A 25,950-nucleotide genomic window follows, 5' to 3' on the forward strand; every position below is an offset into this window, starting at 1 on the left:
CTATTGAGAAATTTTAATGGTTAATTTTATGTTGTCCATCAGCAATGGCTCGACTACAACACCAATCACTCGGTAAAGTTGAAGGCCAACCCATTTCAATGGCTTCCTGACAAATAGTAGTAACCGTTAACTGACAATCTATTAATTGAAAATCCTCTTTTTGACATTGTTTGAGACTATGCTTAAGAATAGAATCATCTTGAAACTCAATAGTTTTGTTACATTGAACACAAACAATATGATGATGATGATGGGGATAAGGATGATTTAATTCATAATGTTTATGACCTTCCGCTAATTCTAACTCACGCAAAACTCGCATTTTTGTCATTAATTTAACACTACGATAAATAGTCGATAAACTAATATTTTCCCCTTCTTCTTCTAGTAATTTATGCAATTCTTCTGCACTCAGATGATTACCTTGAGGAAGATTGTTAAATACCTCAAGGATTTTCTCCCGTTGAGGTGTCATTCGCCAACCTCTGGAATTGAGCTTTTTTTTGATTGATGCGGTAGTATCTAAAGACATAAGCAATTTGGGAGAGACAAACTATTTCTTTACTTATGATACTTTTCTTTCACTGCTATTTGCAACTAATTAACTTTAATTGAGAATCAAATCTTAACTTTACTTTATTCTTTTTTCAATTATCAATAATTTTATATAAATCTGGGGCATCCCCGAAGGCAAAACGCCAAGAATTAACCATGTCTTTGTTAGAAAAACTGATAAAAATTATAAAAGCTATTATTGCCATCATCGCAGTCACGGCAAACAGGAAACGATAACCTAAGTCTAATAATAAACTACCTAACACAGGACCACCTAATGCAACCCCCACATCAAAGCCACTGACACAGATAGCAAACACTTTTCCTCTCTCTGTTGCACTACATCTGTCAGAAATTAAGGCAAGGATGATTGGCACTAACATTCCAGCTCCGGTACCTTCTAGGATGGCAGATAATAGTAAGATGTTATTACTTTGAACAAATGTCAGTAAAATCATTGATAAGACATAGCACATAATACTAATAGTAATAAAAATACCTCTACCATGTTTATCTGATGCTTGTCCTGAAATAAATCTGACCACAAAAGAAGCGATGGCGGCTGTAGTGTAAAATAATCCGACATTGAGGGTCAATCCAATATATCGTAAATATAGGGGTAAAAATGTTACTAATGCACCAAATAAGCTACCAATTAATAATAGAATCAGAGTAGGAACGAAAAAAGAAGGATTAAAAATTATTTGTTTGAAAGTGCGATCATTTGATTTATCTCGTTTAGAAGAAATAATATGGGAGTTTTTTCCTTGTTTTGAAGAAGATTCAAATTCCCTAATTTGTATAGCTAAAAAGAAAGCTAAAAAACTAGAACCAGAGGAAAATGCAAATAATACTTGGTAGTTGGTATATTCTTGTAAGAAACCTCCTATAGCAGGTCCTACAGCCATACCAATAGGCACAGCTAGACTCATATAACCGATTAATTCTCCTCTTTGTTTCGGCGGTGATAAGTCCACCACTAATGCACTATAACCTGTGGTAAAAGCGGCGATACTTACACCATGAAAAGCACGAATCACCATTAATTCAGGAATAGAATTTAACATTAAATATCCGATAGGAGCGATGGTTGCAACTAATGTACCAATAATTATCACTATTTTTCGGCTCGGATAATCAACTAATCTACCAATCAATTTTCGTAAAGTACGAGTTAAAAATTTACTGATAGTTGAATGGAGTTTTATTTGTTGAATTAATTGAGTTAATCCATCATCTGCTAATTTTCCTAACCAAACACGAGATAATAATAGCCCAATAGCAAAACACCCCATGACGTAACCCACTTGTTTAGCTGTAGCACCAATATCTTGAATATAAGCAGGTAAAGTTGGCAATAAACAGGTGAGACTTATCCAAAAAAATAAGGCACATAGAAAGAGAATTAGTAAATTGATTAATTTATTTTTCTCAATACTCTGAAAGGTTTTCAGAAAATTCACGCTTTTGTTTAGGGAGGATTGTTACAAAACTTTATATTCTATTCTACAAATAAAATAAGAGTTTTAACAATCGCAATATTATCGCCAATATTAAAGTTAGTGGCAATTTTAGTCTAACTCCAAACTGTATTTGTGTTAATTTATTGTCATAGAATTAATTAAATTATATCTAAGAAAAAACAATCCCAAACTAGACGAGGTTGTATATAACGAGATAAAAATTTTTTAACTTTTTCTAAGGCTTCAATAATATTAATTTTTCGTTCTTTATCCCAATATAAATATTGTAAATAATCAGCCAACCAAATTTGATTTTCTAACTCAATATCTTTACTAATTTGTTTTGCTAAATTTAAACCATCTATAACATTATCAGGTAATTTAGTTAATTGTAACAGTAAATCTGAAGGAATTTCTCGTAATTTTTGCCAATCAGAGATTGCTTTTCCGGGACATCCTTGAGATAGTTTAATTAATTGTGGATAATCTAAAACTTGTGCGGCATCTTCTCGATATAAAACTAACTTTAAATGTTCTTCACTAAGACGAGAAAAAGGGATAATTTGACATCGAGAAACTAAAGTTGACAAGATGGAATCGATGCTAGGTGCTATTAAAATAATAGTAGCTTGTCCTGGTTCTTCTAACGTTTTTAATAACGCATTTCCTGCGGATTCTGCCATTAATTCAGCCGATTCAATTACGACTACAGAGCGATCACACTTTAACGGTGGACGAGCTAAAAATTGACTAATTTCTCTAATTTGTTCGATTCTAATTTTTGGGGATGTTTTGCGTTTAAAGCCTTTTTCTATTGCGTCTGTAGCAGTTAATAACACTCCTTTATCATTGTAAGTTGGTTCTACCCATAAAAAATCAGGGTGATTTCCTGCATATAATTTTTTACAAGCCTGAAGATAATTTTCCGTTTCATCAATCATCAACATTTCTGTAAAACATTTCGCCGCAAATGCTTTTCCAATGCCGTCTGCCCCTACAAATAAATAAGCAGGTGCGACATGATTTTTGGCGATCGCCCGTTCTAATAATTCTATGGCAAGAGGTTGTCCGATTAACTTAGCAAGAGGCTTCATGACAATTAATAATTAATAATTAACAATTATAAAATGCGAAAGTCATTGAAAACTTGTTCACAGAATTAGTTAAGATTTTTAACTTATCGATATAATTATCTTGAGTTTTGTTTATTTTAGATTAAATCAGTATTATTAATTTATACGTCCTCATCCACCATTAATCTATGTCTCTTTCTTCAGAATTTATTAAACGTCCAGTATTAACAACGGTTTGCACCATCGTGATTATCCTCGTCGGGGTAATATGTATGGCACTGTTACCCTTGGATAAATTACCGCAAATTGCTCCCAAGCAGGTATCTGTTACCGCTAACTATGTGGGTGCAGATGCAAAAACTACCGTAGATAATGTTACTAGCGTTTTAGAAAGAGAAATTAACGGCACGGCTGATATTCGCTGGATTAGTTCCAATACGGCTAATACAGGACAAAGTACTATTAACGTTAGTTTTCCCGTCGAAATTGATAGCAACACGGCACAAGTATTAGTACAAAACCGAGTTGCACAAGCCCAATCCAGCTTACCACCCATTGTTAACCAATCAGGGATTACAACGCAACAAGCTTCTCCTAGCGTTACCCTTGCTTACGCTTTTTACTCTGAAAAAGGAGAAGATGGTAAATATTTATATGATACCGTATTCTTATTTAACTACCTCGATCGCTATCTGTGGAATGAATTAAACAGAATTGAAGGGGTAGGAAATTTAAACGCACTAGGCTCATCTACCTATGCTATGCGAATTTGGCTTGATCCCAACAAATTAGCCGCTAGAGGTTTAACCGCTACTGATGTAGTGTCTGTGATTCAAGAGCAAAACTTTGATATTGGTACTGGTGGTGTTGGTAGATTACCGAATCCCGAAGGACAACAATTTGAAATTCCCTTGAAAGTACAAGGACGTTTTGTCACTCCAGAAGAAGCTGAAAATATTGTGGTGAAGGTGGGAGATGATGGAACTTTAATTAAAATTGGTGATGTTGGCAGAGCAGAATTAGGAGTTGAAAATTATATTACTTTAATTACCCTTGATGGAGATACCCCCGCCGTTGCTTTAATTATTTATCAGTTACCCGGTAGTAACGCCCTTGACACGGCAAACGCCATTAAGGCAAAAATGGAAGAATTAAGACAGTCCTTCCCTCCCGGATATAAAGATGTAATTGTTTTAGATAACACTCTTTTCATTGATGCGGCACTAAAAGACTTAGTGGTAACTTTATTACAGGCGATCGCACTGGTAGTATTAGTTATTTTTATCTTTTTACAAGACTGGCGAACCACCGTTATTCCTTCTGTGGCGATTCCTGTAGCCTTAATTGGTTCGATGATTGCTTTAAAAGCTTTAGGTTTTACTCTCAATCAATTAACCTTATTCGCCTGTGTATTAGCAACAGGTTTAGTAGTGGACGACGGTATCGTAATTGTCGAATCTGTTTCCAATAAACTTGCCCAGAGAATGCGTCCTCTACAAGCGGCTTTTGACTCTATGGATGAATTATTCGGAGCAGTCATTGCTACATCTGTAGTGTTAATGGCGGTATTTATTCCCGTATCTTTTTTCCCCGGCACAACAGGGATTGTTTATAAACAATTCGCTTTAACCATTGCCGCTGCAGTACTTTTTTCTACCTTTAATGCTTTAACCTTTTCTCCTACCATGTCAGGGATATTGTTACAAGCCCCTAAAAAAACCAAAGGTCCTTTAGGAGTATTTTTTGAATTATTTAACCGTGTATTTGATGCTTTTAAAGAAGGATACCGCAAGGTAATTACTTTTTTAACTAAGCTCAAAACCCTAATTATGATTATTTTCATAAGTGGTTTAATTTTGACGGGATGGATGTATCAAACTGTACCGCAGGGTTTTATTCCTGAAGAAGATCAAGGGTATTTCTTTGTTATTGCCACCGCACAACCCGGTGTATCTCTCAACTATACCCAAGATATTAACAGTAAAATCATGGCGGAAATCATGGAATTTGAAGAAGTTGATCATGCTATGGCATTAACGGGATTTTCCTTCGATGGTATTAACAGCAATCAAGGTTTATTCTTTATTAAATTAAAAACTTGGGCTGAAAGAGAAGGGGCAAAACATTCCGTATTTGGCGTAATTCGTCGCTTAAACCCTATTTTGAGACAAAAAATCGATAACGCCAGAGTTTTTGCCGTTAATGCTCCTCCAGTGGATGGTTTAAGTAACTTTAGTGGTTTAGAACTTTATATCCAAGATCGTCAATTAACAGGGATGGATGCCTTAATTGATAATACTCAACGGATAATTGCGGCAGCAAATGAACGTCCTGAAGTGGCGGGTGCTTTTACTACCTTTACCTTTAACTCTCCCATCTTAGAGGCAAAAATCAATCGAGAAAAAGTCAAAGCGATGAATGTGGATATTAACGTGGTTTTAGCTAACTTACAAACTTATCTCGGTGGAAACTTTGTTAACCAATTTGTCTTAGATGGGCGATTATATAGAGTTTTTGCGCAAGCTGACGGAGATTTTCGCTCCAATCCTGATGATATTGGTAAAATTTATGTGCGTAGTCGTAACGGTGCAATGGTGCAGATGAGCGATATGTTAACCCTGGAAGAAAGCACTTATCCTCCCATCGTTACTAACTATAATGTTTATCCAGCCATCAAAGTTAACGTATCTCCAGCCCAAGGATATAGCTCAGGGCAAGTTATCCAAGTCATGGAAGAAGTTGCAAATGCCACCTTACAGCCCGGATTTGGCTTTGAATGGACAAACACCGCCGCCGAAGAAAAAACCGCAGGAGGTGCCGCACCTATTGTATTCGGGTTAGGTTTTGTGATGGTATTCTTAGTATTAGCCTCTCAGTATGAAAGCTATATTGATCCGACTATCATTATGTTAACCGTACCCCTATCAATTTTAGGTGCGTTAGGGGGCATCTGGTTAAGAGTTCAATTTCAAGGCACTGATAGTATTTGGCCCATTCTCGATAATAATATTTATGTACAAGTAGGCTTAGTAATGCTTATCGGGATGTCGAGTAAAAATGCCATTCTGATTGTGGAATTTGCTAATCAAGCACGTACATTAGGCATGACTATTACTAATGCGGCAATCTATGCGGCAACAGAGCGTTTTCGTCCGATTTTAATGACAACCTTATCTACTCTATTCGGCTTTTTACCTTTATTAGTTGCCAGTGGTGCAGGTAGTGTCAGCCGTTGGTCATTAGGTACATCTGTATTTGGAGGAATGATTATTTCCACGATTTTGAGTTTATTATTTGTGCCTAATCTTTATATCGTAATTAAGAATTTTGAACAAAATATATTAAGTAACGAGAAGAAACCTCGTAAACCCTCTGATAATGATAAAAATGGTGGTAATCCTAATACTCAAGAATCTCCTATCCTGATGTCAGATAGTTAGAGACAAAACTTAGAGTTATAATCATTTAAAGAATTAAATTTTTCTCAACTACATATACATAGGAGGTAATTAATTTATATGTCAACTCAAGTAATTGATAAGCCTACAAGTAAATCTGAGACTAAACGTAAGCATGATTCAGGTTATCGAGTCTTATTACATAATGATAGTTTTAATACTATGGAATATGTTGTACTAGTTTTAATGGAAACCGTTGGTATTAATGAGCCTCAAGCGGTTAGTGTCATGATGGAAACTCACACAAATGGTATTGGGTTAGTCACTACTTGTGCTTTAGAACACGCAGAATTTTATTGCGAAAGTCTTAAAAGTAAAGGCTTGACTAGCACAATTGAACCAGCAGAATAATTAATAATTAATAATTAACAATTAACAATTAATCTACATAAACAGTTAATTTTAAAAAATTGTCTTTTGAACATATTAAAAAATATCCTTTTTTAGCAAGGTTAGGTTTATTTATTCTTGCTTTAGGAATTATTTGGCTACCTTTTGCAATTCCTATTTACTATCTTATAGGAAAAAAAGATCCTAATTTAACAACTATTATTACTATGGCAATTTTATTTGTCATTTTTTTATTTTTAGTTAAACTTTGGGGAAAATATATTTATGATAATAACAATATTTTTTCTTATTATGGTTTAGTAAATAGTAAAAAAAATTGGCAACATTTAATTAAAGGTTTAATAATTGGTTTTGTTTCAAATTGGCTATTATTTGCCGTAGAAGCATTATTCGGTTGGTTAAGTTTTCAGCCTCCGACGATGGCTTTTCCTAAATTAGTTTTAGAAGGTTTTATTAGTGCAATTGGTATAGGATTTGCTGAAGAATTATTTTTTCGAGGATGGTTACTATCAGAGTTAGAAAAGGATTTTTCTTTGGGTGTTTCTGGTGGCTTAAATTCTTTGCTTTTTGCTGTCGCTCATTTTATCAAACCTCTGTCTGAAGTTATTAGAACTATTGTTACTTTTCCTGCATTATTATTACTAGGGTACACTTTAATCTCAGCAAAGAGATCTCATCAAAATCTTTTAGGTATCAGTATTGGTATTCATAGTGGTTTAGTTTGGGGTTATTATGTGGTTAATGTCGGGGAAATGATAACCTATACAGAAAAAGTACCTCAATGGATTACGGGAATAGATCAAAATCCCATTGCTGGAATTATGGGATTAGGTTTTCTTGCAATCTTATTATATTTTATTAAAACCTCAATAAATACTAAATATGAGAAAAATTAATTTAGAATTTAGATAATTTTATAGAGGATAAAAAATCAAGATTTAAGTATTAAAATTTTTATTATTTTTAGTCTAAATAAGTATTTAAACAGTTTCCAAAAAAAATTTTATTTTAATGTTATTCAAATTATTAATCGCTACTATTTTAGGAGCAATTTTAGGTTTAGAAAGAGAATTAAGACATAAACCGGGGGGAATAAAAACTAATGCTTTAGTCTCTATGGCTTCATGTGCTTTTGTTTTAATTATTGATAATGTTGACTCTACCGAAATAGCTAGAGTTATGACAGGCATTATACAAGGTGTTGGTTTTATTGGCGGTGGGTTGATTCTTAAAGCTGGAAACAATGCTAGGAATGTTACAGGAGCTACAGAAATTTGGGTTTCTTCCGCTATCGGTTTAGCTTGTAGTGTAGGTTTATGGGATTTAGCCCTAGCCTTATTATTATTCTCTTTAATTATTTTAAGAACAATGAGGATCTATTTTTCTAACAAAAATCATCGAGAATCATCAATACCTAAAGATATAGAATAAAATTAATCGAAAAAGTAAAAGATTGATAAATTTTTCAAAAAATGAAGACTGTTTAAACAATTAAAAATTTTCTGCTGTCTTAGTTACAAAAATAAAGAAATTTAGCCAAGAAGATCTTAAAATTAAAGTAAAGAATGAGATAATGAGGTATATTTTTATGAGTACAGAAGATAAAGCTAGAGAATTAATGGCAAAACAAAGAATTCAGACAAATCATGAGACTGAAATTTTGTTATCTTTGACAGAGCAAGAACTACATGAACACCATGTTACAGAGCTTGAAGAAAAGGCAAGAGAATTATTAGCTGAAAATCGTCAACATGATCAGAACTTACAGAATAACATGACTTCTCGAACAGAGCAAGAGTTAGTTTAATTATTCATGATGAGGGGAAATAAAGTAGGAGATAAAGAAATACTTTTTTGTTAAGGTATTTGTTAATTTGGTATTTTTTAACTGGTTGATTTTTATAGCTCTCTTAATTCACTCAGCTATTCCCCCATTATAGTATTTATTTTCCCTTGTCCTTTGCTATAAAAATCAATTTTTAGAAAAATTAATAATTTTGCATATTTTAAGGATACCTTCTGGATGTACTATTAAAAGCCCTAGTGAAAATTAACTCAATTTAGTACTATAGATGAAAGACAATAAAATAATCAAAATTGGTGATGTTGTTAAAGTGAAAGGTAAATTATACTTAGTATTTGATATTACAGATACTCGTATTTTTTGTCGTTTATTTAGATTCACAAAAACAGGACGTTTTCAATATTATCAAGATTATAATTTTCCTATAAATATCTGCCAATTAAGTAATATCAAAGAAAAACAAATAATTTATGAAGAAAGAAGACAAGCTAGTATTCAAAGAAAACCTTATTCAGCTATTTGTGCTAACTATATTCATCATTTAATTCGTTAGTATAATTTTTATGATAATTCGTTTAAATATTGTTGATAAATTTTCCACTTTTTTATCCATTACTGATAGTTATAAGTTTATTTTACATTGGCGTATAGACTATAAATTAAAAAAGAATATAAAAAAAATTATTTTACAGTCATCAGTTGAAGCTGATATTTTAGCTTATCAAATGTTAAACAATTTACGAATAAATAATAACTTAATTTTACGGCATCATCTAACATCTTATCTTCAAGAAATATCTTATTGGACAACAAAATATGTTTATTTTCATCTGAATAATATTATTACTCCTTTAACTCTTGATGAATGTTTTTTATTAGCGAGTGAAGCCATAACTCAACCAGAAAAAATATTAAGAAAATATCAATTTGATGGTGGTAGTAAAATAACTACTTATGCTTATACTCGACTAAAAACTATTGTAGCTGATAAAATATATCTTAGTAGGAATTGGAAATTATTAACTAATTGGGGATTATTAAAAAAAATTAGTAAATCTAATAGAGAAAATATTTTAAAAAATATTGGCGGTTTAACCGAAAATAAGTTAAAAGAATATTTATTAGTATGGCAATGTTTTGTTGATAATTATACGTCTTTTTCTACTACTAAAAATAAGTCTTTATCTCCTCCTAATTTAGCACAACTAAAGCTGATGACTAGTCAGTATAATTTATTAGGGAAAAAAATCTTTGAATTTACATCAGAGTTAACTATGGAAGAATTTAAAGAAAGAGTTGAATTTTGTGGAGAAAAAGCAAGATTATTTATTAATCCAGTGACAGTTGAATATCCAGAAGATAAAGAAATCAATCAAGAGGAAAATTATATACATTATTTCAATGACTTGGAGGAATATCAACAAAAAGAAAAAATAAATCTAATTCTTGTCACCACTTTTAAATCTCTTAATCTTCCTTCCCAAAGTATCTTTTATCTTTCAGAAGCATTTGGTTTCACTCAACAACAAATCATAAAAACTATTCGATTAACAAACTCTAATTTTCCTAGTCAACAATATCAACTTTCAAGAGATACCGAAAAAATTAGAAAATACTTGCTGGATGTGGTGATTAAAAACTTTAAAGGAGAAAAAGAAAAATTTAATCCAGAAAAAATTAAATCATTAATTCAACTGTTAAAACAATGGTTAACGGAATATATAGAATCGGAAATGTTATTACTATGTCAAGAATCTTTTCTTTCCATAGAAACTTCTCAACAAAAATCACTTGAAAACAATTATTTTAACTTTTATTTAGATAAATCATCTATTCTCGAACATATTTCAGTTGAACTTATTAATATTTTTAGGCAAAAATTAAATGCTAAACTGAATTTACAGTTAGAAGAAAATACTTTGATTAATAATAATATTAAACTATGGTTAGAGAAATTTTTTCATGAATATTTTAATCAACAATAAAATTTTTTTTGACAATCTTAATTTTACTCTTTTTATTTAATTTTTAAAATTATTATGACTAATTTAATCTTTTTTGATACTCCTATAGACCAAATAAAAATACAATTAACTGATAAAATAAAAACTGAAACTTGGCAAAATATTAACCAGTTAAGTAATGACATTGCTCTTGTTCGAGGTTATCTTAATTTATTAGTAAGAAAAATATTTATTTCATGGCTTAATTTAATATTAGAGAAAAATTTTAGTGATACCATGAAATTAGAAGATAATTTAAGTATTTGGGAATTTATTAATGGTAACGCTATTGATATTGATTCTAGTCGCATTATTTTAATTCCTATAGAAACTCAAGACAAAATTGAATTTTCTATTCCTGAAGAATGGTTAAAAATTCCTCAATGGGTAGGAAACTATTATATAGCTGTAGAAGTAAATTTAGAAGAAAACTATCTGAATTTTGCTGGTTATATTTCCTATGAAGATGTAAATAATTATGGTAAATTAGATTCTTTTAATCATTGTTATGATTTACCCTATGAATGCTTAGAAACTGATTTAAATTTAATCTGTTTAGAATATGAATATGGTTGGGATTCTATTCCACAAATTTTACCTTTACCCTTTCTTTCATCTCCTATCAAACAAAATTTATTTAAAGAAATTCAAGATAATTTATCTTCTTGTCTTTTGGTTAACTTTGGACATTGGTTAAGTTTACTTAGTGATAATAAAACTCGTTATCAATTATTTGCTAGTCGTAAATCTGTCAATTTAAGTGAATGGTTAAAAGGTAAATTCTTGACAAATTTAAGTAAAGGTTGGCAAACTTTAGATATGTTGACTCAACAATATATTAACTTTGACTTTTCTTTAAACCCTGTTTTTTCTTCTCGCTCATTTTCTTTTACTGATTCTCTTAATATTTTACAAAAAAATATTGATAAAGATCAAATAAATAAAATTCTTAATAACATCATTAATTTAGATATTGATAATGAATTAAAAATAGACATAATTAAAATTTTACCTAATTTAATTAATGATAATGATGAAGAAATACGTTGGAATGCAGCTTTAGCTTTACAAAAATTAGACGATAATCATCCATCTTGTGCTATTTGGCAAGGAAAAATTATTAATTTAGATTCTAAACAATTAAGTTTATTAATAGGAGTTTTAGAAAAAAGTAGCACGGAAATTGATATTTTTATAAGACTTTTTAATTTGAATAAAAATTATAATTTACCAGAGGATTTACGATTGCAAATAATTGATCAAAATAATAATATTTTTGCAAATTTAATGGCTAATGATAATGATCGTATTTTACAATATAAGTTTTGGGGTAATACCGAAGAAAAATTTATAATTAAAGTTATTTTAAATAATAATTATTTTGAAGAAAAATTTAATATTTAACTATAGCATTACCAACTTATAGCTTTTACTTTTAAAGAGAATAAAATATATCAGATAGATTTTAAAAAGATTATTAATTGTATTTACGATACCCAAAAATGATATATTAAGAAAATTCTTATTATTAATATAATCTATAATTATTCGTCGTGATTAATCTTATTCAAACCTCCCAAGATCATCAATTAATTATTGAAAATAAAGCATATTCTTTACAAGGAAAAATATCCATTCCGGGAGATAAATCCATCTCTCATCGTGCTTTAATGTTAGGTGCGATCGCATCTGGAAAAACTATTATTAAAGGTTTATTACTAGGAGAAGATCCCCGTAGTACTGCACAATGTTTTCAAGCAATGGGAGCAAAAATTTCTCAATTAAATAGTGAAGAAGTAATAGTCACAGGGATAGGAGAAGAAGGGTTACAAGAACCATTAAATATTCTCGATGCGGGGAATTCAGGCACAACCATGCGTTTAATGCTAGGTTTATTAGCATCTCAACCTAACAAATTTTTTGCCGTCACAGGAGATGATTCCCTGAGAAGTCGCCCTATGTCAAGAGTAGTTCAACCATTACAACAAATGGGTGCAATCATTTATGGTAGAAATACTAATAAAAATGCACCTTTAGCTGTTATTGGACAAAACTTAAAAGGAATTCATTATCATTCTCCCATTGCTTCTGCACAAGTCAAATCTTGTATTCTGTTAGCAGGATTAATGACAGAAGGTAAAACTACAGTTACCGAACCAGCTTTGTCAAGAGATCATAGTGAAAGAATGTTACGAGCTTTTGGTGCAACTTTAGAAATCGATGTTGATACCCATAGTGTAACTATTGAAGGTAAAACAAAGTTATATGGACAAACAGTCATAGTACCGGGAGATATTAGTTCGGCGGCTTTTTGGTTAGTAGCAGGAGCGATTACACCTAATTCTGAGTTAACCATTGAAAATGTAGGTATAAATCCTACTCGTACAGGTATTTTAGAGGCTTTGATGATGATGGGTGCAGATATTACCCTTGAAAATAAAAGGGAAACAGCTGGAGAACCCGTGGCAGATTTAAAGGTAAAATCAAGTAAACTCAAAGCCTGTACCATTGAAGGAGCAATTATTCCTCGCTTAATTGACGAAATTCCTATTCTTGCGGTGGCTGCCTGTTTTGCCGAAGGTACAACTATTATTAAAGATGCCGAAGAATTACGGGTAAAAGAAAGTGATCGATTAGCAGTGATGGCGACAGAATTAAATAAAATGGGGGCAAATATTACGGAATTACCTGACGGCTTAGAAATTATGGGCAGTGTTACTCTCAAAGGCTCAGAAATGGATAGTTATACAGATCATCGTATTGCTATGAGTTTGGCGATCGCAGGTTTAAATGCCAAAGGAAAAACAACCATTAATCGTGCACAAGCCGCTTCTATTTCTTATCCTACATTTGTGAAAACATTAAAATACTTAACAAGCCATAGAGATTAATCAATAATAAAAGTAATTAGCATTTATTTTTACCTCAGTTCGATCTCAGAATAGATGATGATTGATTTTTGTTGACAGGCAGACAAGCGGACAGGTTGACAGGTAGATTGTATTTTTTATAAATGAATAAAATTTTCTCAAAACTGGATCGAATATTGTCTTCTAATCTCCTTGTCTTCTTGTCTCCTTGTCATGTTTTCATCTTTTTTTTGTCGAACTGAGGTAATTTTAATTTTTCGTTAACTGTGCCTTTTTAATTTCTGTCAAAGTGAAAATAGCCTCAAATTCTAAGCCTTGAGACTCATAAAATTGACGACCTCCTGCTTCACGATCTACTAAAGAAATAATTTTGTTTACCTGATAACCAGCATTTTTTAATCTTTCTACAGCCAACATAGCTGATTTCCCAGTAGTTACGACATCTTCTAACACCACAACTTCTGCATCGGCATCTAAATCAGGTCCTTCAATGTAAGCTTTTGTACCATGACCTTTAGCTTCTTTACGAATAATGAGGGCTGGAATAGGCTTATTTTCATAGGCAGACACCACACTTACAGCACTAACAATGGGATCAGCACCTAAAGTCAAACCTGCCACAGCAGCAGTATTTTCTGACAATAAAGAAAAAATTAATTTTCCAACTAATAAAGCACCTTCAGCTCTTAAAGTGACTTGTTTACCATTGAGATAAAAATTACTTTTCTGTCCCGAAGAAAGAGTAAAATCTCCTTCTTGATAAGCATATTTGAGAAATAAATCTAGTAATTGTTGTCTTAGAAAGGCACTATTATTTTCCATGAATGTTTTAACGTAGATCCGTTACAATTAGAGCAACATGATCTTACCAAATATCAATTATGTTATCAAAAATTTCTCGCTTTGTAGCCATTGCAACCTTAACAACTTTAACTTGTGTGATCACCCATCCTAGTGAAGCACAACCTGTTAATTCTGAACAATCATCAACGATGGATATAGTAGAGTCTAACACTCCTATAAATATGAATCAATTAGTTAACCAAGCTTTTTCAGAACATAGTGGCAATTTTTTTGAACAAGCAAGTATTGGAGGACAACTTAATACTATCTTCGGATGGCGTAATTTTCCTCAAGGTTCTTTTCCCGAAAATAATATTACTAGAGATGGTTTATTACTTAATGCTATACTCTCAGATTATTTTAAACAGTTACAAGAAAAAGAACCCACTATTAGAACTAGAGACATTCCTAACCCTTTTAATAGTTCTGTGGGAGAAGATCCCAATTATATCCGTTGATTTTATTTTTTATCCAGGGTACAGGAGTTGAACCTGTCTTGGGCGAATTATGAGTTCGCTGCCTCAACCGCTCGGCCAACCCTGGTAATGACATTCTTTTTTTTGCCACCTTCACTATTATAAAATATATTCCTAGGAATTTGTCAAATATAAATTTTTATCAATGAAAATAAATACAGTAGAATTATTAAAACCTACCACTATTGCTAGTACGATTGTCTTGTTAAGTAGTCTAGCTGTAGGAATAGCCAGTGGATTATTTTCTTTTTATTTGGGTGGCACATCTCTTGTGGGTGTTACCTCACCCCCAGAAAATCCCACTCAAAAAATTAATAATAAAGAGAAAAATGACTTGAAAGAAAAAAAATTTCATTTGATGTCTGAAGAGAAAATACTGGTTCAAGTTTATGACTATATTCATGAAGCCAGAAAAGAAAGTAAAGTTAAAGAAAAATCTCAAAAATAAATAATGATTGAAGATTTAGTAACTTTCAAAAAGACAATTAACAATATAACGTTGATTTCTGGAGATATCTGATGACTTGGCATCAATTATCATTGAGAGTTTTATCTATTTTTCTGTTAATTTCAATCAATGCTTTTTTTGTAACGGCAGAGTTTGCAATTGTTTCCGTGAGAAGATCTCGTATTGATCATTTAGTCATAGGAGGTGATATAGCGGCTCAAACAGTACAGTCTTTACAAAAAAGTTTGGATAGATTACTTTCCACTACTCAATTAGGTATTACTTTATCTAGTTTAGCTTTGGGTTGGATTGGGGAAGATACTCTTGCTATTTCTTTACAATATCTAATCTCCATTTTACCTTTATCTCAAGCAATAATTAATGTTTTAACTCGTTCTATTTCTATTCCTTTAGCTTTTTTTTTATTAGCTTATTTACAAATAGTTTTAGGAGAACTTTGTCCAAAATCTTTAGCTTTATTATATCCTGAACAATTAGCTCGTTTTTTAGCACCTCCTATTACGGTTATTGGTGGCATTTTTAAACCTTTTATTGATATTCTTAATCAATCTACTCGTTACTTATTAAAATTAATAGGAGTTGAATATACAGGGCAAGGATGGTATAAACAAGTAACCCCTGAAGAATTGCAATTAATTATTAAAACTGAAAGAGATTCTTCTGGATTAGAAGCTGAAGAAAGAGAATTATTAAGTAATGTTTTTGAATTTGGAGATGTTGAAGCTTTGGAAGTCATGACTCCTAGGGTTAATATTAAAGCTCTTGAATTATGCGCTACTTATCGACATTTATGGTTAGAAGTTGCAGACACAAAACATTCCCGTTATCCAATTATTGGTGATTCTTTAGATGATATTAGGGGAATTGTGGATTTTAAAGATTGTCTCTCTCTTTTAGAAGAAAATTCTCTTAATCTCGAAACTTCTTTAGAAGATTTTATTAAACCTGTGCGTTTTTTGCCAGAATCTACTTCTTTAAGTGAATTGTTGACTATAATGCAACAATCTCGCCTCAAAATGGTAATTATCGTTGATGAATATGGTGGTACATCAGGATTAGTCACCATGCAAGATTTAATCAACGAAATTTTAGGAGGTGATGAAAGTCAATATAATGATGATACTTATAATATTACGGTGATTGATGAACAAAATTTTTTAGTTCCTGCACAAATTAATTTAGAAGAATTAAATGATTTATTGGATTTTAATTTACCTTTAATTGACGATTATCAAACTTTAGGAGGTTTTTTAGTTTATCATTGGCAAAAAATACCTAAACTATACGAAGTTTTTAGTTTTGATAATTATCAGTTTACCGTTATGGATATGGATAGTCCTCGAATTAATAAAATAAAAATTACTCTTCAGGATAAATAAATATTTTCAATTTTCTATCATAATCTTAATTGTTTTTTTTGTTGGTGAGATTCATGGGCTAAATCCATTAACAATTGTGAATAAAATCCTTCTTTTAATGATGGTTTTAAATTAATATTTGTATCAATAGAATTAACTAATTGATCAACTACTCGAATAAAAGGTGCTAATCTGCCATCGGTATATACTTGAGGAAAAGCTAATCTTTTTGGAATTTCTATCTCTGTTAATGGTTTATCACCATCGGAGGCGTATAATTTAAAACCGTGTACATAGTCTTTTAAGTTACTACTTCCTAATACTAAAGTGCCTTTTTCTCCATAAATTTCTAACCAATGTCCTCTTCCTTGATAAGTCACAGAACTTAAGTTAATCTGTACAGGTGTGCCTGTTTTAAGTTCAAGGGTGATTAAACAAGTATCATCAGCAGTAACAAGTTTTAATTCATTGTTAGATAAAGGATCAGGACGTTCGGCGATCGCACAGTTCAAATGAGCGGAAATAGTATCTACTTCACCAAATAACCAATTAATATAATCAAAAACGTGAGAGCCTATAGCACCTAGCGCACCGCCACCTTTTTCTTTGACAGAATACCAATTCCATGGTCTAGTAGGATTAGCACGGGAAGCCACTAACCAATCTATTTTAATTAAGCGAATTTGACCCACATAATCTTGTTCTAAATATTCCTTTAATAGTTGCCACGCAGGAATAAAACGAAATTCAAAATCAGCAATAGCAATCTTACCTTTTTGTTGAGCTAATTGAGCTAATTTTTTCGTTTCATTAGCATTAAGATTAAGAGGTTTTTCGAGGAGAATATGTTTATCATTTTTAAGGGCAATTTTACCCATTTCATAGTGTAAAAAAGGAGGGGTTGAGATACTCACCACATTTACATTAGAGGAAGTACAAAGATCTTCAAAAGAGTCCGTAGCATAAGGAATCTTATACTTTTGAGCGATCAATCGAGCCTTGTTCAAATCTCGATGATAAATAGCCGTAACTTCTGTACGAGGATGAATTTGAAAAGCTGGTAAATGAATTTGCTTACCAAAACCAGTACCAGCGATGGCAACTTTAATTTTATTTCCTTCAGTCATTTTGATTATAAATAATTAACAGCAATACAACACAGCTATTTACTCAATGTAATTACATGGATAAAGTAATGTTTGTAAGGGAATTGAGTGTCCACGATAAGCCAACACACTACCATCTGAATTATACCACGTAGCACTAGGATTCCCAACATTATAAGTCATAACTTGACCATTGGGATAATACCACGTAGCACTAGAATTCCCGGTATTATAAGTCATAACTTGACCATTGGGATAGTACCAAGTAGAACCGACACGCCCAGCACCATAAGTCATAACTTGACCATTAGGATAGTACCAAGTAGAACCGACACGCCCAGCGCCATAAGTCATAACTTGACCATTTTGATAGCGCAGAGTTTCACCATTTCCTTGTTGTGCAGAAAAGCACATTTTTTGAGCTAGAGTCAGTTTTGTTTTTTGATTATTATCCATGACTTTTGAACAAGCCTCCCGTGCTTCTCTAGCAGGTGTACCCCTATCCACTAAAGAGTCGATACAATCATCAACATCTGCATAAACTTTATTTGTGATACTACTATTGATAGTTAAAAAAATTAAAAAAACAATGGTTTTACTAATTCCAGATTTCATAAAATTAATCATGGCAAAATATAGGGTCTTATTAATTCAAATAACATAGTATGGCTTGACTAAAATGATGAGACTAAAAAAACCATCCGTAGGAATGTAAACCTTTACCCAATAAATTCACCCCTAAATAACAAATCCACACAACTGCAAAACCACTAGCGGCTAGTATTGCTGGTTTTTTTCCTTGCCAACCTTTGGTTATTCGTGCGTGTAAATATGCCGCAAACACTAACCATGTAATTAATGCCCATGTTTCTTTAGGATCCCAACTCCAGTATGATCCCCATGCTTCATTAGCCCACACACCACCAGAAATAATACCAATGGTGAGTAAAGGAAAACCTAAGCCGATGATACGATAGCTAATATTATCAAGAGTATCAATTAAACTCAATTTCTCAGGAGAAAGGGAAATAACTTCTGTTGTCGGCGTAGTTAAAACAGCAGTATTTCCTGAAGAATCATCTATATTCAGGTTGATGGATTCGGTTTTATAGTTTAAATTTAATTTTTTAACATTACGGTAAGCTCCTGTACCAACAGAACTACCTCTTAATTGAATTTCTTTGCCTTGGGTGAGAATTAAAAAAGCGATCGCCATTAAAGAACCTACCATCAAAGCCGAATAACTAAACATCATAACGCTAACGTGCATCATCAACCAGTTCGATTTTAGAGCAGGTACAAGAGGTTCACTGTGTTGCATTTCTGAGGGTAAAGATAGTGCCGCAAAAGCCGTAATTCCCATCGCCACTGGAGAAGTTACTACTCCTACTAACCTACTGTTACTCATATTTTCTGCAATTAGATGTACTGCGGTAATACCCCAAGTTAAGAAAAATAACGATTCATAAAGATTACTTAAAGGAAAATATCCTGCTTCAATCCAACGGGCAATTAATAATGTAGCGATCGCCAAATTAGCAATAATCATTCCCGTAGTGCCAATTTTAGGTAACAAGGTGAAATTAGGGAAAGCCGTACCTACCCAATAACATAACATGGTGAGAAAAAGGACAGCGAAAGAAATATTATCTAAAGTATTTTGTAAATTAACTAAGTCCATAAGTGTTAAATGTTGAAATGATTAATATATAACTATTTTGTTTATTGTTTTAAACTTCAATTTATTAGTCCATTTTAATGGAGGTATGCTATTAGCACTGAAATTTTCTTCATATTGGGATAATTGCCAAAAAACCTTTGCTTTATTGCAGGTGTGAATGACATTAACCTTATATCGCCAAGATTTTAACCTCAGCCCATGTTAACTATTTTATGAGAGAAGGTGGTAATTTACCTAATTGTTAAGGCTTTTGGGCAAGAAATATTAAATTAACACTATACTATGTTTTATTTTTCTATGTTTCTCTTTCATACTAAATTTTTTGTTGATAAACAACGCCTCTTTTTGTTGTTTGAGTAATAGTAATTAAATGTTTTAACTGATAACCAGAATCAGCTTTTAACCAAAGAAATAAATCTTTTCCTCAGTTTCATGTATATTGATAATTATTAACTGTCATACTCCCTGTGGAAACTTTATCGGGTGGAAGATTAAATTCCCCAGTATCACGCTCTCGATAAATATCATCATTTTGTTTAATCAAAGTAGTAATACTAAATTTCGTATTGGTTAATAAATCTCGAACTTTTCCGTTATCAACTAAGATTAATTGATAGGGTTTTTTATCAGTATTATTATCAATTACTTGGTAAGATTTAATTCGATTCGGTTCAAAACCTCCTGTTATAATTAAAGTCGTTATGTTATATTCGATTTTTGTTTGATATTCAATCGTACCCTCAGTGTTATTCGCTTCTAAAGACATTTTAGGGGTAGTAGCATTTAAAACTATTTCCCCTCCTAATTTCAATATTGTTAATTTCTAGTTGGGTAGGAGTTTGTTTAAAAATCCACAAAATACGATAGCTAAGGTTAGCCGTAGATAAAAGATAAGTATAATTATTATCCACACGAGAGTTAGAGTTAAGTAAAGACTGTAATCCTTGTCGATTTATCGAAGTATTCTTAGTTAAATCAACTTTTTTTGGGAATAACGTGATACTGATTGTATTCATTGATTTTCATTTCTCCGTAATAAAGGTCTAATTTTTTACCGTCTGGGCTAATTCTATAACCAATTATTTTGTCAAAACACAATCAATATCGAGCATACTTTCTTATTTGTCCTAAATATTCTCCTTTTTCTATAATAGCCTGAGTAACTTCTTCCAAAGTTTCAATATCCTTAAAAAAATGGGCTGAAAGTTCTTTTCTTAAAAGTCATTTCATCTGGGAAGTATTTGATAGATGTTTGGCTATATGTTTTGTATCTAATTCAAGAGGATAGTTAATATTTGTCATTTATTTTTTGATTAGACAAAATAATTACTTACTAAAAAATAGAATTTAATTTTTAAAATTCTGACGGTAATTTTAGCATTTTAGACTCCTTGAGTTAGTTATAAGCATTTTGTCTATGTTTAACTTGATAGATAACTATACTCTTAAGCTACAAAGATTTGATCAAGGAAAAAACGAACATTCATCTATAAAAAATAAAGATTCACTTCCATTGAGTAAGTTTTATAAAACGGCGAAGAAATCTTGAATAAAAGTTAAAATAGATTGCAGGTTAACTCTACTTAACAGATTAGTTCTAACTGAGAGATTATAATAAATTATCAGTATCCAAAATTAGGATCGAATTTTATGATTGACGTAATTATTATTAGTATTTTCATCTTAGCCTTTGGTGGTGTAGGCTTTGATCTTATTCAAATTCTGCCCGATGAGATACAAAATCAAATTTCTAATATTCAGGCTTTACGATGGTTAGCAGCAGGATTTGCTTCTATTATCGGTTTAGCCATGGGTTTAGTGGCACAAACTACCTACAGAAGATTAGAGCAAAAAATCCGTAAAACTCCTATCGAAGTTATCATCACACGAGCCATTGGATTAGTAATCGGCTTATTATTAGCTAATTTAATGTTAGCTCCAATTTTCCTATTACCAATTCCGGGCAACTTTAGCTTTATAAAACCCATGATGGCAATTTTGGGAAGTATCATGTTTGCAGTTTTAGGGGTATCTTTAGCGGATACTCATGGACGCACTTTCTTACGCTTAATTAATCCTAATAGTATTGAATCCATGTTAGTGGCTGAAGGTACATTAAAACCCGTTGCTACCAAAATTCTTGATACTAGCTGTATTATTGATGGACGTATTCAACAATTATTATCCACTGGTTTTTTAGAAGGACAAATTTTAATTCCTCAGTTTATTTTAAATGAATTACAACAGTTAGCTGACGCTACCAATGATCAAAAAAGAGTCAGAGGTAGAAGAGGATTAGATATTTTGAATCAGATGCAAGAAACTTATCCTGACAAAATTGTGATTCATCCTGAAGAATACGAAGAAGTAACTACTGTAGATGCTAAATTATTACACTTGGCCCATGATATTAACGCTATGTTGATTACTAATGATTTTAATTTAAGTAAAGTAGCTAGTTTACAAAAAATTGAAATCCTCAATGTTAATGATTTAGCACAAGCTGTAAGACCAATTTATCTGCCCGGAGATTATATTGACTTAAAAATTCTTAAACACGGAAAAGAACCAACTCAAGGTATCGGTTACTTAGAAGATGGTACAATGGTGGTAGTAGAAGAAGCCAATGGTCATGTAGGTGAGGAAATGAGGGTTATTGTTACTTCTGCTTTACAAACTTCCGCAGGAAGAATGATTTTTGCGAAAACCAATGCTTCGGCGATGATTTCTTAATTTGAAAGTAAAAAAAATGGACAATGCACAATTAATATCTTTGAAATAATTATTGATTGTTTCTTGTTCATTTATCTTTTCTCATTGTTAATTGTAAAGATTGCTTAATAATGTCAGTGTACTTGTAAATTAAGTGAACATTGAAGATTAAGATAAAATAAACATTTTTAAAACAATTAATTATAAATATAACAATGGCAAATAATTATCAAGTTAGGTTAGTTAATCAAGAAAAAGGTATTGACAATGTAATTGAAGTAGGTGCAGATGAGTATATTTTAGATGCTGCAGAAAGACAAGGTTTCAATTTACCTTATTCTTGTCGAGCAGGAGTTTGCGTTAGTTGTACGGCAAGATTAACAGAAGGTACGGTTAATCATGACTATGACTTTTTGAAACAAAAGGAAATCGAAGCGGGTTTTTTCCTTACTTGCAAAGCCTTCGCTACTTCTAACTGCGTTGTGGAAACTCATCAGGAAGATGCTTTATTAGATTTATAAATGTCTTTCTTCTAATAGTTTCCCCATTATCGTCTAATATGGATAGGTTTTATTGTGGGCTTTATAAGCATTAATTACTTAGGGATAAGCCCACTCAAAAATCATTTTTTCATGAATTTCTGATGATACTCTTAATTAATCATCAAATCCTCCCTCAAGTTGTAGTTTATGCCCTTCAAATAAAATAGTAAGAAATATTTATTTCTCAATCTCAGTAAATAAAATTTTCTCCACTCTTCTTCTATTGTATTTATCTTTAAATTCAGTAAAAAGAATAGTGCTTTTTTCTCAATACAAAAAAATAAGTTGCCTTAATTGATTTTAAATTTTTGCCCCATCTTTAGGAATTACTTTCTACAAAAATTTAATCGCTCATTTAGGCAATTTTATCCCATCTTTCATCCCCATGGATTTCTGATTTGAGTCACGATACGTCCATTTTCTTAATTCTTAATATAGCCGTAGAGTGACTAATTTGTTTCTTTTTTGTCACTTTTGGTTTTTTATGTTGTTAACATTGCGAATTCGAAAATAAAACTCACTTTATCCTCTTTTCCTAGTGCAATGCGATCACCAGACTTTAAACGGTGACGGTTACCTGTGGCTAGAGGAGTGTGATTAATATAAGTTCCGTTAGCACTACCACTATCTTCGATATAAAAATTATCATCTTCTTGGATAATATTTGCATGAATACGGGAAACTACTTGAGAATTAGGAAAACCTGATACATCTATGTCGGGAGGGCTTTTTTCATTTGGTTTCCCAATATGAATCACCGTTAATTCTAGAGGGATTTCTAAAATAATATTAGTTTGTACATGAGTAAGAGTAGCTTTGATAGTCTGAATTTGAGTTTGATTATCTCCCATGATGTCAGTTATTCTGGAAGAAGAATTATGAGAAAATATATCCATATCAAGGCTATTAATATTTTTTAAATCTGTGATGATGTCAGTAATAACCTCTGATTCATTAACTACTGCCGTCACAACATTCGTTGTCGTTTCATTATTATTTAAGTCTAAGGAATTTTTTTCTAAAAGAAAATCACATTCAGGACATTTAGTTACTTCATCTTCGATAAACTTACCACAGTTAGAACAAATAATCATAATAATTGAAAATTAATAATTAAGAATTACTTATAAACCAGATTAACTCCCCTTGAGGTTTAATTAGCTTACTAGGATATTGATTAGTGTCTCCTGTCTCACTAAAAACCTGTTGTAAAGCCTCTTGTTTATTACTACCAGATACCAAGAAAATAACGCAATTTGCTTGATTAATCAATGGTACAGTAAAAGTTAATCTTAAACTATCTTCTTTATTCCCCACTGTTATTAGGCGATCACATACTTGTAAGGCTTGGGTATGAGGAAAAAGAGAAGCTGTGTGACCATCATCTCCCATACCTAATAGAATAAGATCAAAAGTAGGAAAACCCGAAGTTATCTCAAAAAAGTTTAGTAACTCTTGATTGTGTTTATCGGCATCCGCTTGAGGATTATTCGCCGTTGTAGGCATGGCATGAATATTATTGGGGGGAATATCTACCTTATCTAACCATGCTTCTCGTGCCATTTTTTCGTTACTATCGGGATGATTCGGTAACACATAGCGCTCATCACCCCAAAATATATGAATTTTATCCCAAGGTAAATCAGTTTGTGCAATAGCTTCATAAATTGGTTTTGGTGTACTTCCACCAGCTAAGGCAATAGTACAGATATTATTTTTGACGATCGCTTCTTTAATTTTTTGTATAATCAGAGCAGTAGCTTGAGTAATTAAAGCATTTTTATCAGAAACATTGTTAATTTGTGTCATAAATAGTTAATGGTTGATAGTTAATAGTTTATTATTCACCGTTTATTAATTTCTTAAGGTTAAAATTTCATAACCATTATCAGTAACTAAAACAGTATGTTCAAACTGTGCTGAAAGTTGTTTGTCTAAGGTTACAACAGTCCAACGATCTTTCAAAGTACGAGTATGTTTCTTCCCGGCATTAATAATTGGTTCGATTGCTAATGTCATTCCTGCTTTTAATTGTACATTTGGTAAGTCTTTTGTGCGAAAATTGAATACGGAAGGCTCTTCATGTAAATTTCTACCGACACCATGCCCGACAAAATTCTCTACCACACAAAAACCATTTTTCTCAACATAATCTTGAATTGCCCCGGCAATGTCCATTAAATATTTTCCTGCTTTTACTTGTTCAATGCCTTTATACATAGCAGTTTCAGCAACTTCTAATAATTTAGCAGTACTTCTTTTAACCTTTCCCACGGGAAAAGTAATACAGGAATCACCATGATAACCATTATAAAATGCACCCGTATCAATTTTGAGTATATCCCCCATTTGAATGACTTTCTTCGGGTTAGGAATACCATGGACAACTTCTTCATTAATACAAGCACAAATCGAAGCAGGAAAACCATGATAACCTTTAAAGCTAGGGGTTGCACCCATTTCTCTGATTCTTTTTTCGGCATACTCATCTAAATCCGCTGTTGTCATACCGGGTTTAGTTATTTCGCTAATTTCTTTTAAGACTGTAGCGACAATTTTTCCAGAAATACGCATAATTTCAATTTCTGCTTCATTTTTTATTTCTATCCCTTTCCCATTTTTTTTCATGGGTGGTAATCCTTTAGTTTTAGGAGGATTCTCTCGTTTATTTTTATTAATATTAGATAGTAAATCTTGTAAATTTTTCATAATTATTGATTATAATAGTTAGTCTGAAACAATTTAGAATTAACTGAATAATCTTGAATTCTAAATTGTTAATTATTAATTATTAATTGTCCAGTCATACCTGCTTGTTTATGTCCAGCTATGGAACAATAAAGTTCGTAAATACCTTCTTTTTCTGGGATAAAAACCCAATCTGCGACACCTTCAGGTTTTAATTCTAATTCATGAATTGCACCTTTTATTTCGACTTTTCCAGCTTGTACTTTTTGTGTCCAACTAGCGTCTGCAAAATCTTTAGCAGTAAAATAATGTTTTTCTGGACTAGGATTGTTAAGGATTAATTTATATTTTTGTCCTTTACGAAATTGAAATTTATTAGGTATAAACTTTAATTCTCCTTGAGCATTCCCTAGGCTAATATTTACTGTTTCTATATCAATATTTGCTTGGGCGCTTAACATAAAATTAAAGAAACAAAAAACAAAAATAAAAATGGAA

The 25,950-nt window shown here is 31.8% G+C and carries 27 protein-coding genes, 1 tRNA gene and 1 pseudogene; 14 read left to right on the forward strand and 15 right to left on the reverse strand.

All coding sequences use genetic code 11. From position 1 onward, the window contains the following. Window positions 1-13 precede the first annotated feature (13 nt). From GM3708_RS12040 to GM3708_RS12050, 3 genes are all read right to left on the reverse strand, one after another. On the reverse strand, window positions 14-532 hold the full coding sequence (locus tag GM3708_RS12040; RefSeq protein ID WP_066347259.1) for a transcriptional repressor: 519 nt from the start codon (window positions 530-532) through the stop codon (window positions 14-16). Between the two features lie 115 nt (window positions 533-647). Further along, window positions 648-2,018 (reverse strand): MFS transporter, encoded by a 1,371-nt coding sequence (locus tag GM3708_RS12045; RefSeq protein WP_066347261.1) that lies wholly within the window; start codon window positions 2,016-2,018, stop codon window positions 648-650. Window positions 2,019-2,176: 158 nt separating this feature from the next. Then, window positions 2,177-3,112: a DNA polymerase III subunit delta' gene (locus GM3708_RS12050; protein ID WP_066347263.1), complete on the reverse strand. Its 936-nt coding sequence runs from the start codon at window positions 3,110-3,112 to the stop codon at window positions 2,177-2,179. Between the two features lie 167 nt (window positions 3,113-3,279). Here GM3708_RS12050 and GM3708_RS12055 point away from each other — a divergent pair, with 167 nt between their 5' ends. The 9 genes from GM3708_RS12055 (at window position 3,280) to aroA (ending at window position 13,598) form a co-directional block, all read left to right on the forward strand. After that, window positions 3,280-6,531: an efflux RND transporter permease subunit gene (locus tag GM3708_RS12055; protein ID WP_066347266.1), complete on the forward strand. Its 3,252-nt coding sequence runs from the start codon at window positions 3,280-3,282 to the stop codon at window positions 6,529-6,531. Window positions 6,532-6,609: 78 nt separating this feature from the next. Beyond that, a complete protein-coding gene (clpS, locus tag GM3708_RS12060; protein ID WP_066347268.1) occupies window positions 6,610-6,900 on the forward strand; it encodes an ATP-dependent Clp protease adapter ClpS in 291 nt (96 codons plus the stop codon). A 59-nt stretch (window positions 6,901-6,959) separates the two neighbouring features. Further along, a complete protein-coding gene (locus tag GM3708_RS12065; RefSeq protein ID WP_066347271.1) occupies window positions 6,960-7,796 on the forward strand; it encodes a CPBP family intramembrane glutamic endopeptidase in 837 nt (278 codons plus the stop codon). Between the two features lie 115 nt (window positions 7,797-7,911). Then, entirely contained in the window at window positions 7,912-8,331 is a 420-nt protein-coding gene (locus tag GM3708_RS12070) for an MgtC/SapB family protein (RefSeq protein WP_066347272.1), read from the forward strand. A 157-nt stretch (window positions 8,332-8,488) separates the two neighbouring features. Then, a complete protein-coding gene (locus tag GM3708_RS12075) occupies window positions 8,489-8,707 on the forward strand; it encodes a hypothetical protein (protein WP_066347275.1) in 219 nt (72 codons plus the stop codon). A 265-nt stretch (window positions 8,708-8,972) separates the two neighbouring features. After that, on the forward strand, window positions 8,973-9,257 hold the full coding sequence (locus tag GM3708_RS12080; protein ID WP_066347277.1) for a hypothetical protein: 285 nt from the start codon (window positions 8,973-8,975) through the stop codon (window positions 9,255-9,257). Between the two features lie 10 nt (window positions 9,258-9,267). Further along, the gene (locus GM3708_RS12085) at window positions 9,268-10,689 is read left to right on the forward strand and encodes a hypothetical protein (protein ID WP_066347280.1); all 1,422 of its coding nucleotides are present in this window, start codon (window positions 9,268-9,270) and stop codon (window positions 10,687-10,689) included. A 54-nt stretch (window positions 10,690-10,743) separates the two neighbouring features. After that, window positions 10,744-12,111: a DUF1822 family protein gene (locus tag GM3708_RS12090; protein ID WP_066347282.1), complete on the forward strand. Its 1,368-nt coding sequence runs from the start codon at window positions 10,744-10,746 to the stop codon at window positions 12,109-12,111. A gap of 149 nt (window positions 12,112-12,260) precedes the next feature. Then, window positions 12,261-13,598 (forward strand): 3-phosphoshikimate 1-carboxyvinyltransferase, encoded by a 1,338-nt coding sequence (gene aroA, locus GM3708_RS12095; protein ID WP_066347288.1) that lies wholly within the window; start codon window positions 12,261-12,263, stop codon window positions 13,596-13,598. 228 nt (window positions 13,599-13,826) lie between these two features. On the opposite strand, the gene pyrE is transcribed toward aroA, so the two are convergent. Continuing rightward, window positions 13,827-14,399, reverse strand: coding sequence for an orotate phosphoribosyltransferase (gene pyrE / locus GM3708_RS12100; protein WP_066347289.1), 573 nt, complete (start codon window positions 14,397-14,399; stop codon window positions 13,827-13,829). Between the two features lie 59 nt (window positions 14,400-14,458). Here pyrE and GM3708_RS12105 point away from each other — a divergent pair, with 59 nt between their 5' ends. Then, window positions 14,459-14,878: a hypothetical protein gene (locus GM3708_RS12105; RefSeq protein ID WP_066347290.1), complete on the forward strand. Its 420-nt coding sequence runs from the start codon at window positions 14,459-14,461 to the stop codon at window positions 14,876-14,878. 12 nt (window positions 14,879-14,890) lie between these two features. Here the strand turns inward: GM3708_RS12105 and GM3708_RS12110 are convergent. Continuing rightward, window positions 14,891-14,963, reverse strand: a tRNA-Ile gene (locus GM3708_RS12110). 78 nt (window positions 14,964-15,041) lie between these two features. On the opposite strand from GM3708_RS12110, the gene GM3708_RS12115 reads away from it, so the two are divergent. Then, window positions 15,042-15,344, forward strand: coding sequence for a hypothetical protein (locus tag GM3708_RS12115; RefSeq protein WP_066347291.1), 303 nt, complete (start codon window positions 15,042-15,044; stop codon window positions 15,342-15,344). A gap of 71 nt (window positions 15,345-15,415) precedes the next feature. After that, entirely contained in the window at window positions 15,416-16,744 is a 1,329-nt protein-coding gene (locus GM3708_RS12120; protein ID WP_066347292.1) for a hemolysin family protein, read from the forward strand. A gap of 17 nt (window positions 16,745-16,761) precedes the next feature. Here the strand turns inward: GM3708_RS12120 and GM3708_RS12125 are convergent, their stop codons facing one another. The 6 genes and pseudogenes from GM3708_RS12125 to GM3708_RS19820 form a co-directional block, all read right to left on the reverse strand. Then, complete coding sequence (locus GM3708_RS12125) at window positions 16,762-17,850, reverse strand: Gfo/Idh/MocA family protein (RefSeq protein ID WP_066347294.1); 1,089 nt, start codon at window positions 17,848-17,850, stop codon at window positions 16,762-16,764. Between the two features lie 39 nt (window positions 17,851-17,889). Further along, entirely contained in the window at window positions 17,890-18,444 is a 555-nt protein-coding gene (locus GM3708_RS12130) for a hypothetical protein (RefSeq protein WP_158505878.1), read from the reverse strand. A gap of 73 nt (window positions 18,445-18,517) precedes the next feature. After that, a complete protein-coding gene (gene ccsB / locus GM3708_RS12135) occupies window positions 18,518-19,510 on the reverse strand; it encodes a c-type cytochrome biogenesis protein CcsB (protein WP_066347298.1) in 993 nt (330 codons plus the stop codon). 430 nt (window positions 19,511-19,940) lie between these two features. Continuing rightward, complete coding sequence (locus tag GM3708_RS12140) at window positions 19,941-20,276, reverse strand: hypothetical protein (protein ID WP_144439316.1); 336 nt, start codon at window positions 20,274-20,276, stop codon at window positions 19,941-19,943. A 1-nt stretch (window position 20,277) separates the two neighbouring features. Further along, a complete protein-coding gene (locus tag GM3708_RS18575; protein WP_144439317.1) occupies window positions 20,278-20,526 on the reverse strand; it encodes a hypothetical protein in 249 nt (82 codons plus the stop codon). Further along, window positions 20,486-20,683: pseudogene (locus tag GM3708_RS19820) on the reverse strand (DUF6972 family protein). The gene GM3708_RS18575 and the pseudogene GM3708_RS19820 overlap by 41 nt, the downstream one beginning before the upstream one ends. A 477-nt stretch (window positions 20,684-21,160) precedes the next feature. On the opposite strand from GM3708_RS19820, the gene GM3708_RS12145 reads away from it, so the two are divergent. Together GM3708_RS12145 and GM3708_RS12150 are read left to right on the forward strand one after the other, a co-directional pair. Further along, window positions 21,161-22,243, forward strand: a complete 1,083-nt coding sequence (locus tag GM3708_RS12145; RefSeq protein ID WP_066347308.1) for a PIN/TRAM domain-containing protein — start codon at window positions 21,161-21,163, stop codon at window positions 22,241-22,243. A gap of 194 nt (window positions 22,244-22,437) precedes the next feature. Continuing rightward, window positions 22,438-22,743 carry a 2Fe-2S iron-sulfur cluster-binding protein gene (locus GM3708_RS12150; protein ID WP_066347310.1) on the forward strand — a complete coding sequence of 102 codons (306 nt, stop codon included), beginning with the start codon at window positions 22,438-22,440 and terminating at the stop codon, window positions 22,741-22,743. 503 nt (window positions 22,744-23,246) lie between these two features. On the opposite strand, the gene GM3708_RS12155 is transcribed toward GM3708_RS12150, so the two are convergent. The 4 genes from GM3708_RS12155 to GM3708_RS12170 form a co-directional block, all read right to left on the reverse strand. Beyond that, window positions 23,247-23,858, reverse strand: a complete 612-nt coding sequence (locus tag GM3708_RS12155) for an FHA domain-containing protein (protein WP_082714093.1) — start codon at window positions 23,856-23,858, stop codon at window positions 23,247-23,249. 19 nt (window positions 23,859-23,877) lie between these two features. Further along, entirely contained in the window at window positions 23,878-24,573 is a 696-nt protein-coding gene (gene pgl / locus GM3708_RS12160; RefSeq protein WP_066347311.1) for a 6-phosphogluconolactonase, read from the reverse strand. A gap of 45 nt (window positions 24,574-24,618) precedes the next feature. Continuing rightward, the gene (gene map / locus GM3708_RS12165; protein WP_066349450.1) at window positions 24,619-25,392 is read right to left on the reverse strand and encodes a type I methionyl aminopeptidase; all 774 of its coding nucleotides are present in this window, start codon (window positions 25,390-25,392) and stop codon (window positions 24,619-24,621) included. A gap of 149 nt (window positions 25,393-25,541) precedes the next feature. Next, a complete protein-coding gene (locus GM3708_RS12170; RefSeq protein ID WP_231932933.1) occupies window positions 25,542-25,913 on the reverse strand; it encodes a plastocyanin/azurin family copper-binding protein in 372 nt (123 codons plus the stop codon). Window positions 25,914-25,950 lie beyond the last annotated feature (37 nt).

Origin of the sequence: Geminocystis sp. NIES-3708 (assembly GCF_001548095.1) — a bacterium.
Lineage (GTDB): Bacteria > Cyanobacteriota > Cyanobacteriia > Cyanobacteriales > Cyanobacteriaceae > Geminocystis.

Coding starts and splice junctions, on each gene's coding strand:
- GM3708_RS12040 (WP_066347259.1), bottom strand. CDS start 532: ATGTCTTTAGATACTACCGCATCAATCAAAAAAAAGCTCAATTCCAGA.
- GM3708_RS12050 (WP_066347263.1), bottom strand. CDS start 3,112: ATGAAGCCTCTTGCTAAGTTAATCGGACAACCTCTTGCCATAGAATTA.
- GM3708_RS12055 (WP_066347266.1), top strand. CDS start 3,280: ATGTCTCTTTCTTCAGAATTTATTAAACGTCCAGTATTAACAACGGTT.
- clpS (WP_066347268.1), top strand. CDS start 6,610: ATGTCAACTCAAGTAATTGATAAGCCTACAAGTAAATCTGAGACTAAA.
- GM3708_RS12070 (WP_066347272.1), top strand. CDS start 7,912: ATGTTATTCAAATTATTAATCGCTACTATTTTAGGAGCAATTTTAGGT.
- GM3708_RS12075 (WP_066347275.1), top strand. CDS start 8,489: ATGAGTACAGAAGATAAAGCTAGAGAATTAATGGCAAAACAAAGAATT.
- GM3708_RS12080 (WP_066347277.1), top strand. CDS start 8,973: ATGAAAGACAATAAAATAATCAAAATTGGTGATGTTGTTAAAGTGAAA.
- GM3708_RS12085 (WP_066347280.1), top strand. CDS start 9,268: ATGATAATTCGTTTAAATATTGTTGATAAATTTTCCACTTTTTTATCC.
- GM3708_RS12090 (WP_066347282.1), top strand. CDS start 10,744: ATGACTAATTTAATCTTTTTTGATACTCCTATAGACCAAATAAAAATA.
- pyrE (WP_066347289.1), bottom strand. CDS start 14,399: ATGGAAAATAATAGTGCCTTTCTAAGACAACAATTACTAGATTTATTT.
- GM3708_RS12105 (WP_066347290.1), top strand. CDS start 14,459: ATGTTATCAAAAATTTCTCGCTTTGTAGCCATTGCAACCTTAACAACT.
- GM3708_RS12115 (WP_066347291.1), top strand. CDS start 15,042: ATGAAAATAAATACAGTAGAATTATTAAAACCTACCACTATTGCTAGT.
- GM3708_RS12120 (WP_066347292.1), top strand. CDS start 15,416: ATGACTTGGCATCAATTATCATTGAGAGTTTTATCTATTTTTCTGTTA.
- GM3708_RS12125 (WP_066347294.1), bottom strand. CDS start 17,850: ATGACTGAAGGAAATAAAATTAAAGTTGCCATCGCTGGTACTGGTTTT.
- GM3708_RS12130 (WP_158505878.1), bottom strand. CDS start 18,444: ATGAAATCTGGAATTAGTAAAACCATTGTTTTTTTAATTTTTTTAACT.
- ccsB (WP_066347298.1), bottom strand. CDS start 19,510: ATGGACTTAGTTAATTTACAAAATACTTTAGATAATATTTCTTTCGCT.
- GM3708_RS12140 (WP_144439316.1), bottom strand. CDS start 20,276: ATGTCTTTAGAAGCGAATAACACTGAGGGTACGATTGAATATCAAACA.
- GM3708_RS18575 (WP_144439317.1), bottom strand. CDS start 20,526: ATGAATACAATCAGTATCACGTTATTCCCAAAAAAAGTTGATTTAACT.
- GM3708_RS12145 (WP_066347308.1), top strand. CDS start 21,161: ATGATTGACGTAATTATTATTAGTATTTTCATCTTAGCCTTTGGTGGT.
- GM3708_RS12150 (WP_066347310.1), top strand. CDS start 22,438: ATGGCAAATAATTATCAAGTTAGGTTAGTTAATCAAGAAAAAGGTATT.
- GM3708_RS12155 (WP_082714093.1), bottom strand. CDS start 23,858: ATGATTATTTGTTCTAACTGTGGTAAGTTTATCGAAGATGAAGTAACT.
- pgl (WP_066347311.1), bottom strand. CDS start 24,573: ATGACACAAATTAACAATGTTTCTGATAAAAATGCTTTAATTACTCAA.
- map (WP_066349450.1), bottom strand. CDS start 25,392: ATGAAAAAAAATGGGAAAGGGATAGAAATAAAAAATGAAGCAGAAATT.
- GM3708_RS12170 (WP_231932933.1), bottom strand. CDS start 25,913: ATGTTAAGCGCCCAAGCAAATATTGATATAGAAACAGTAAATATTAGC.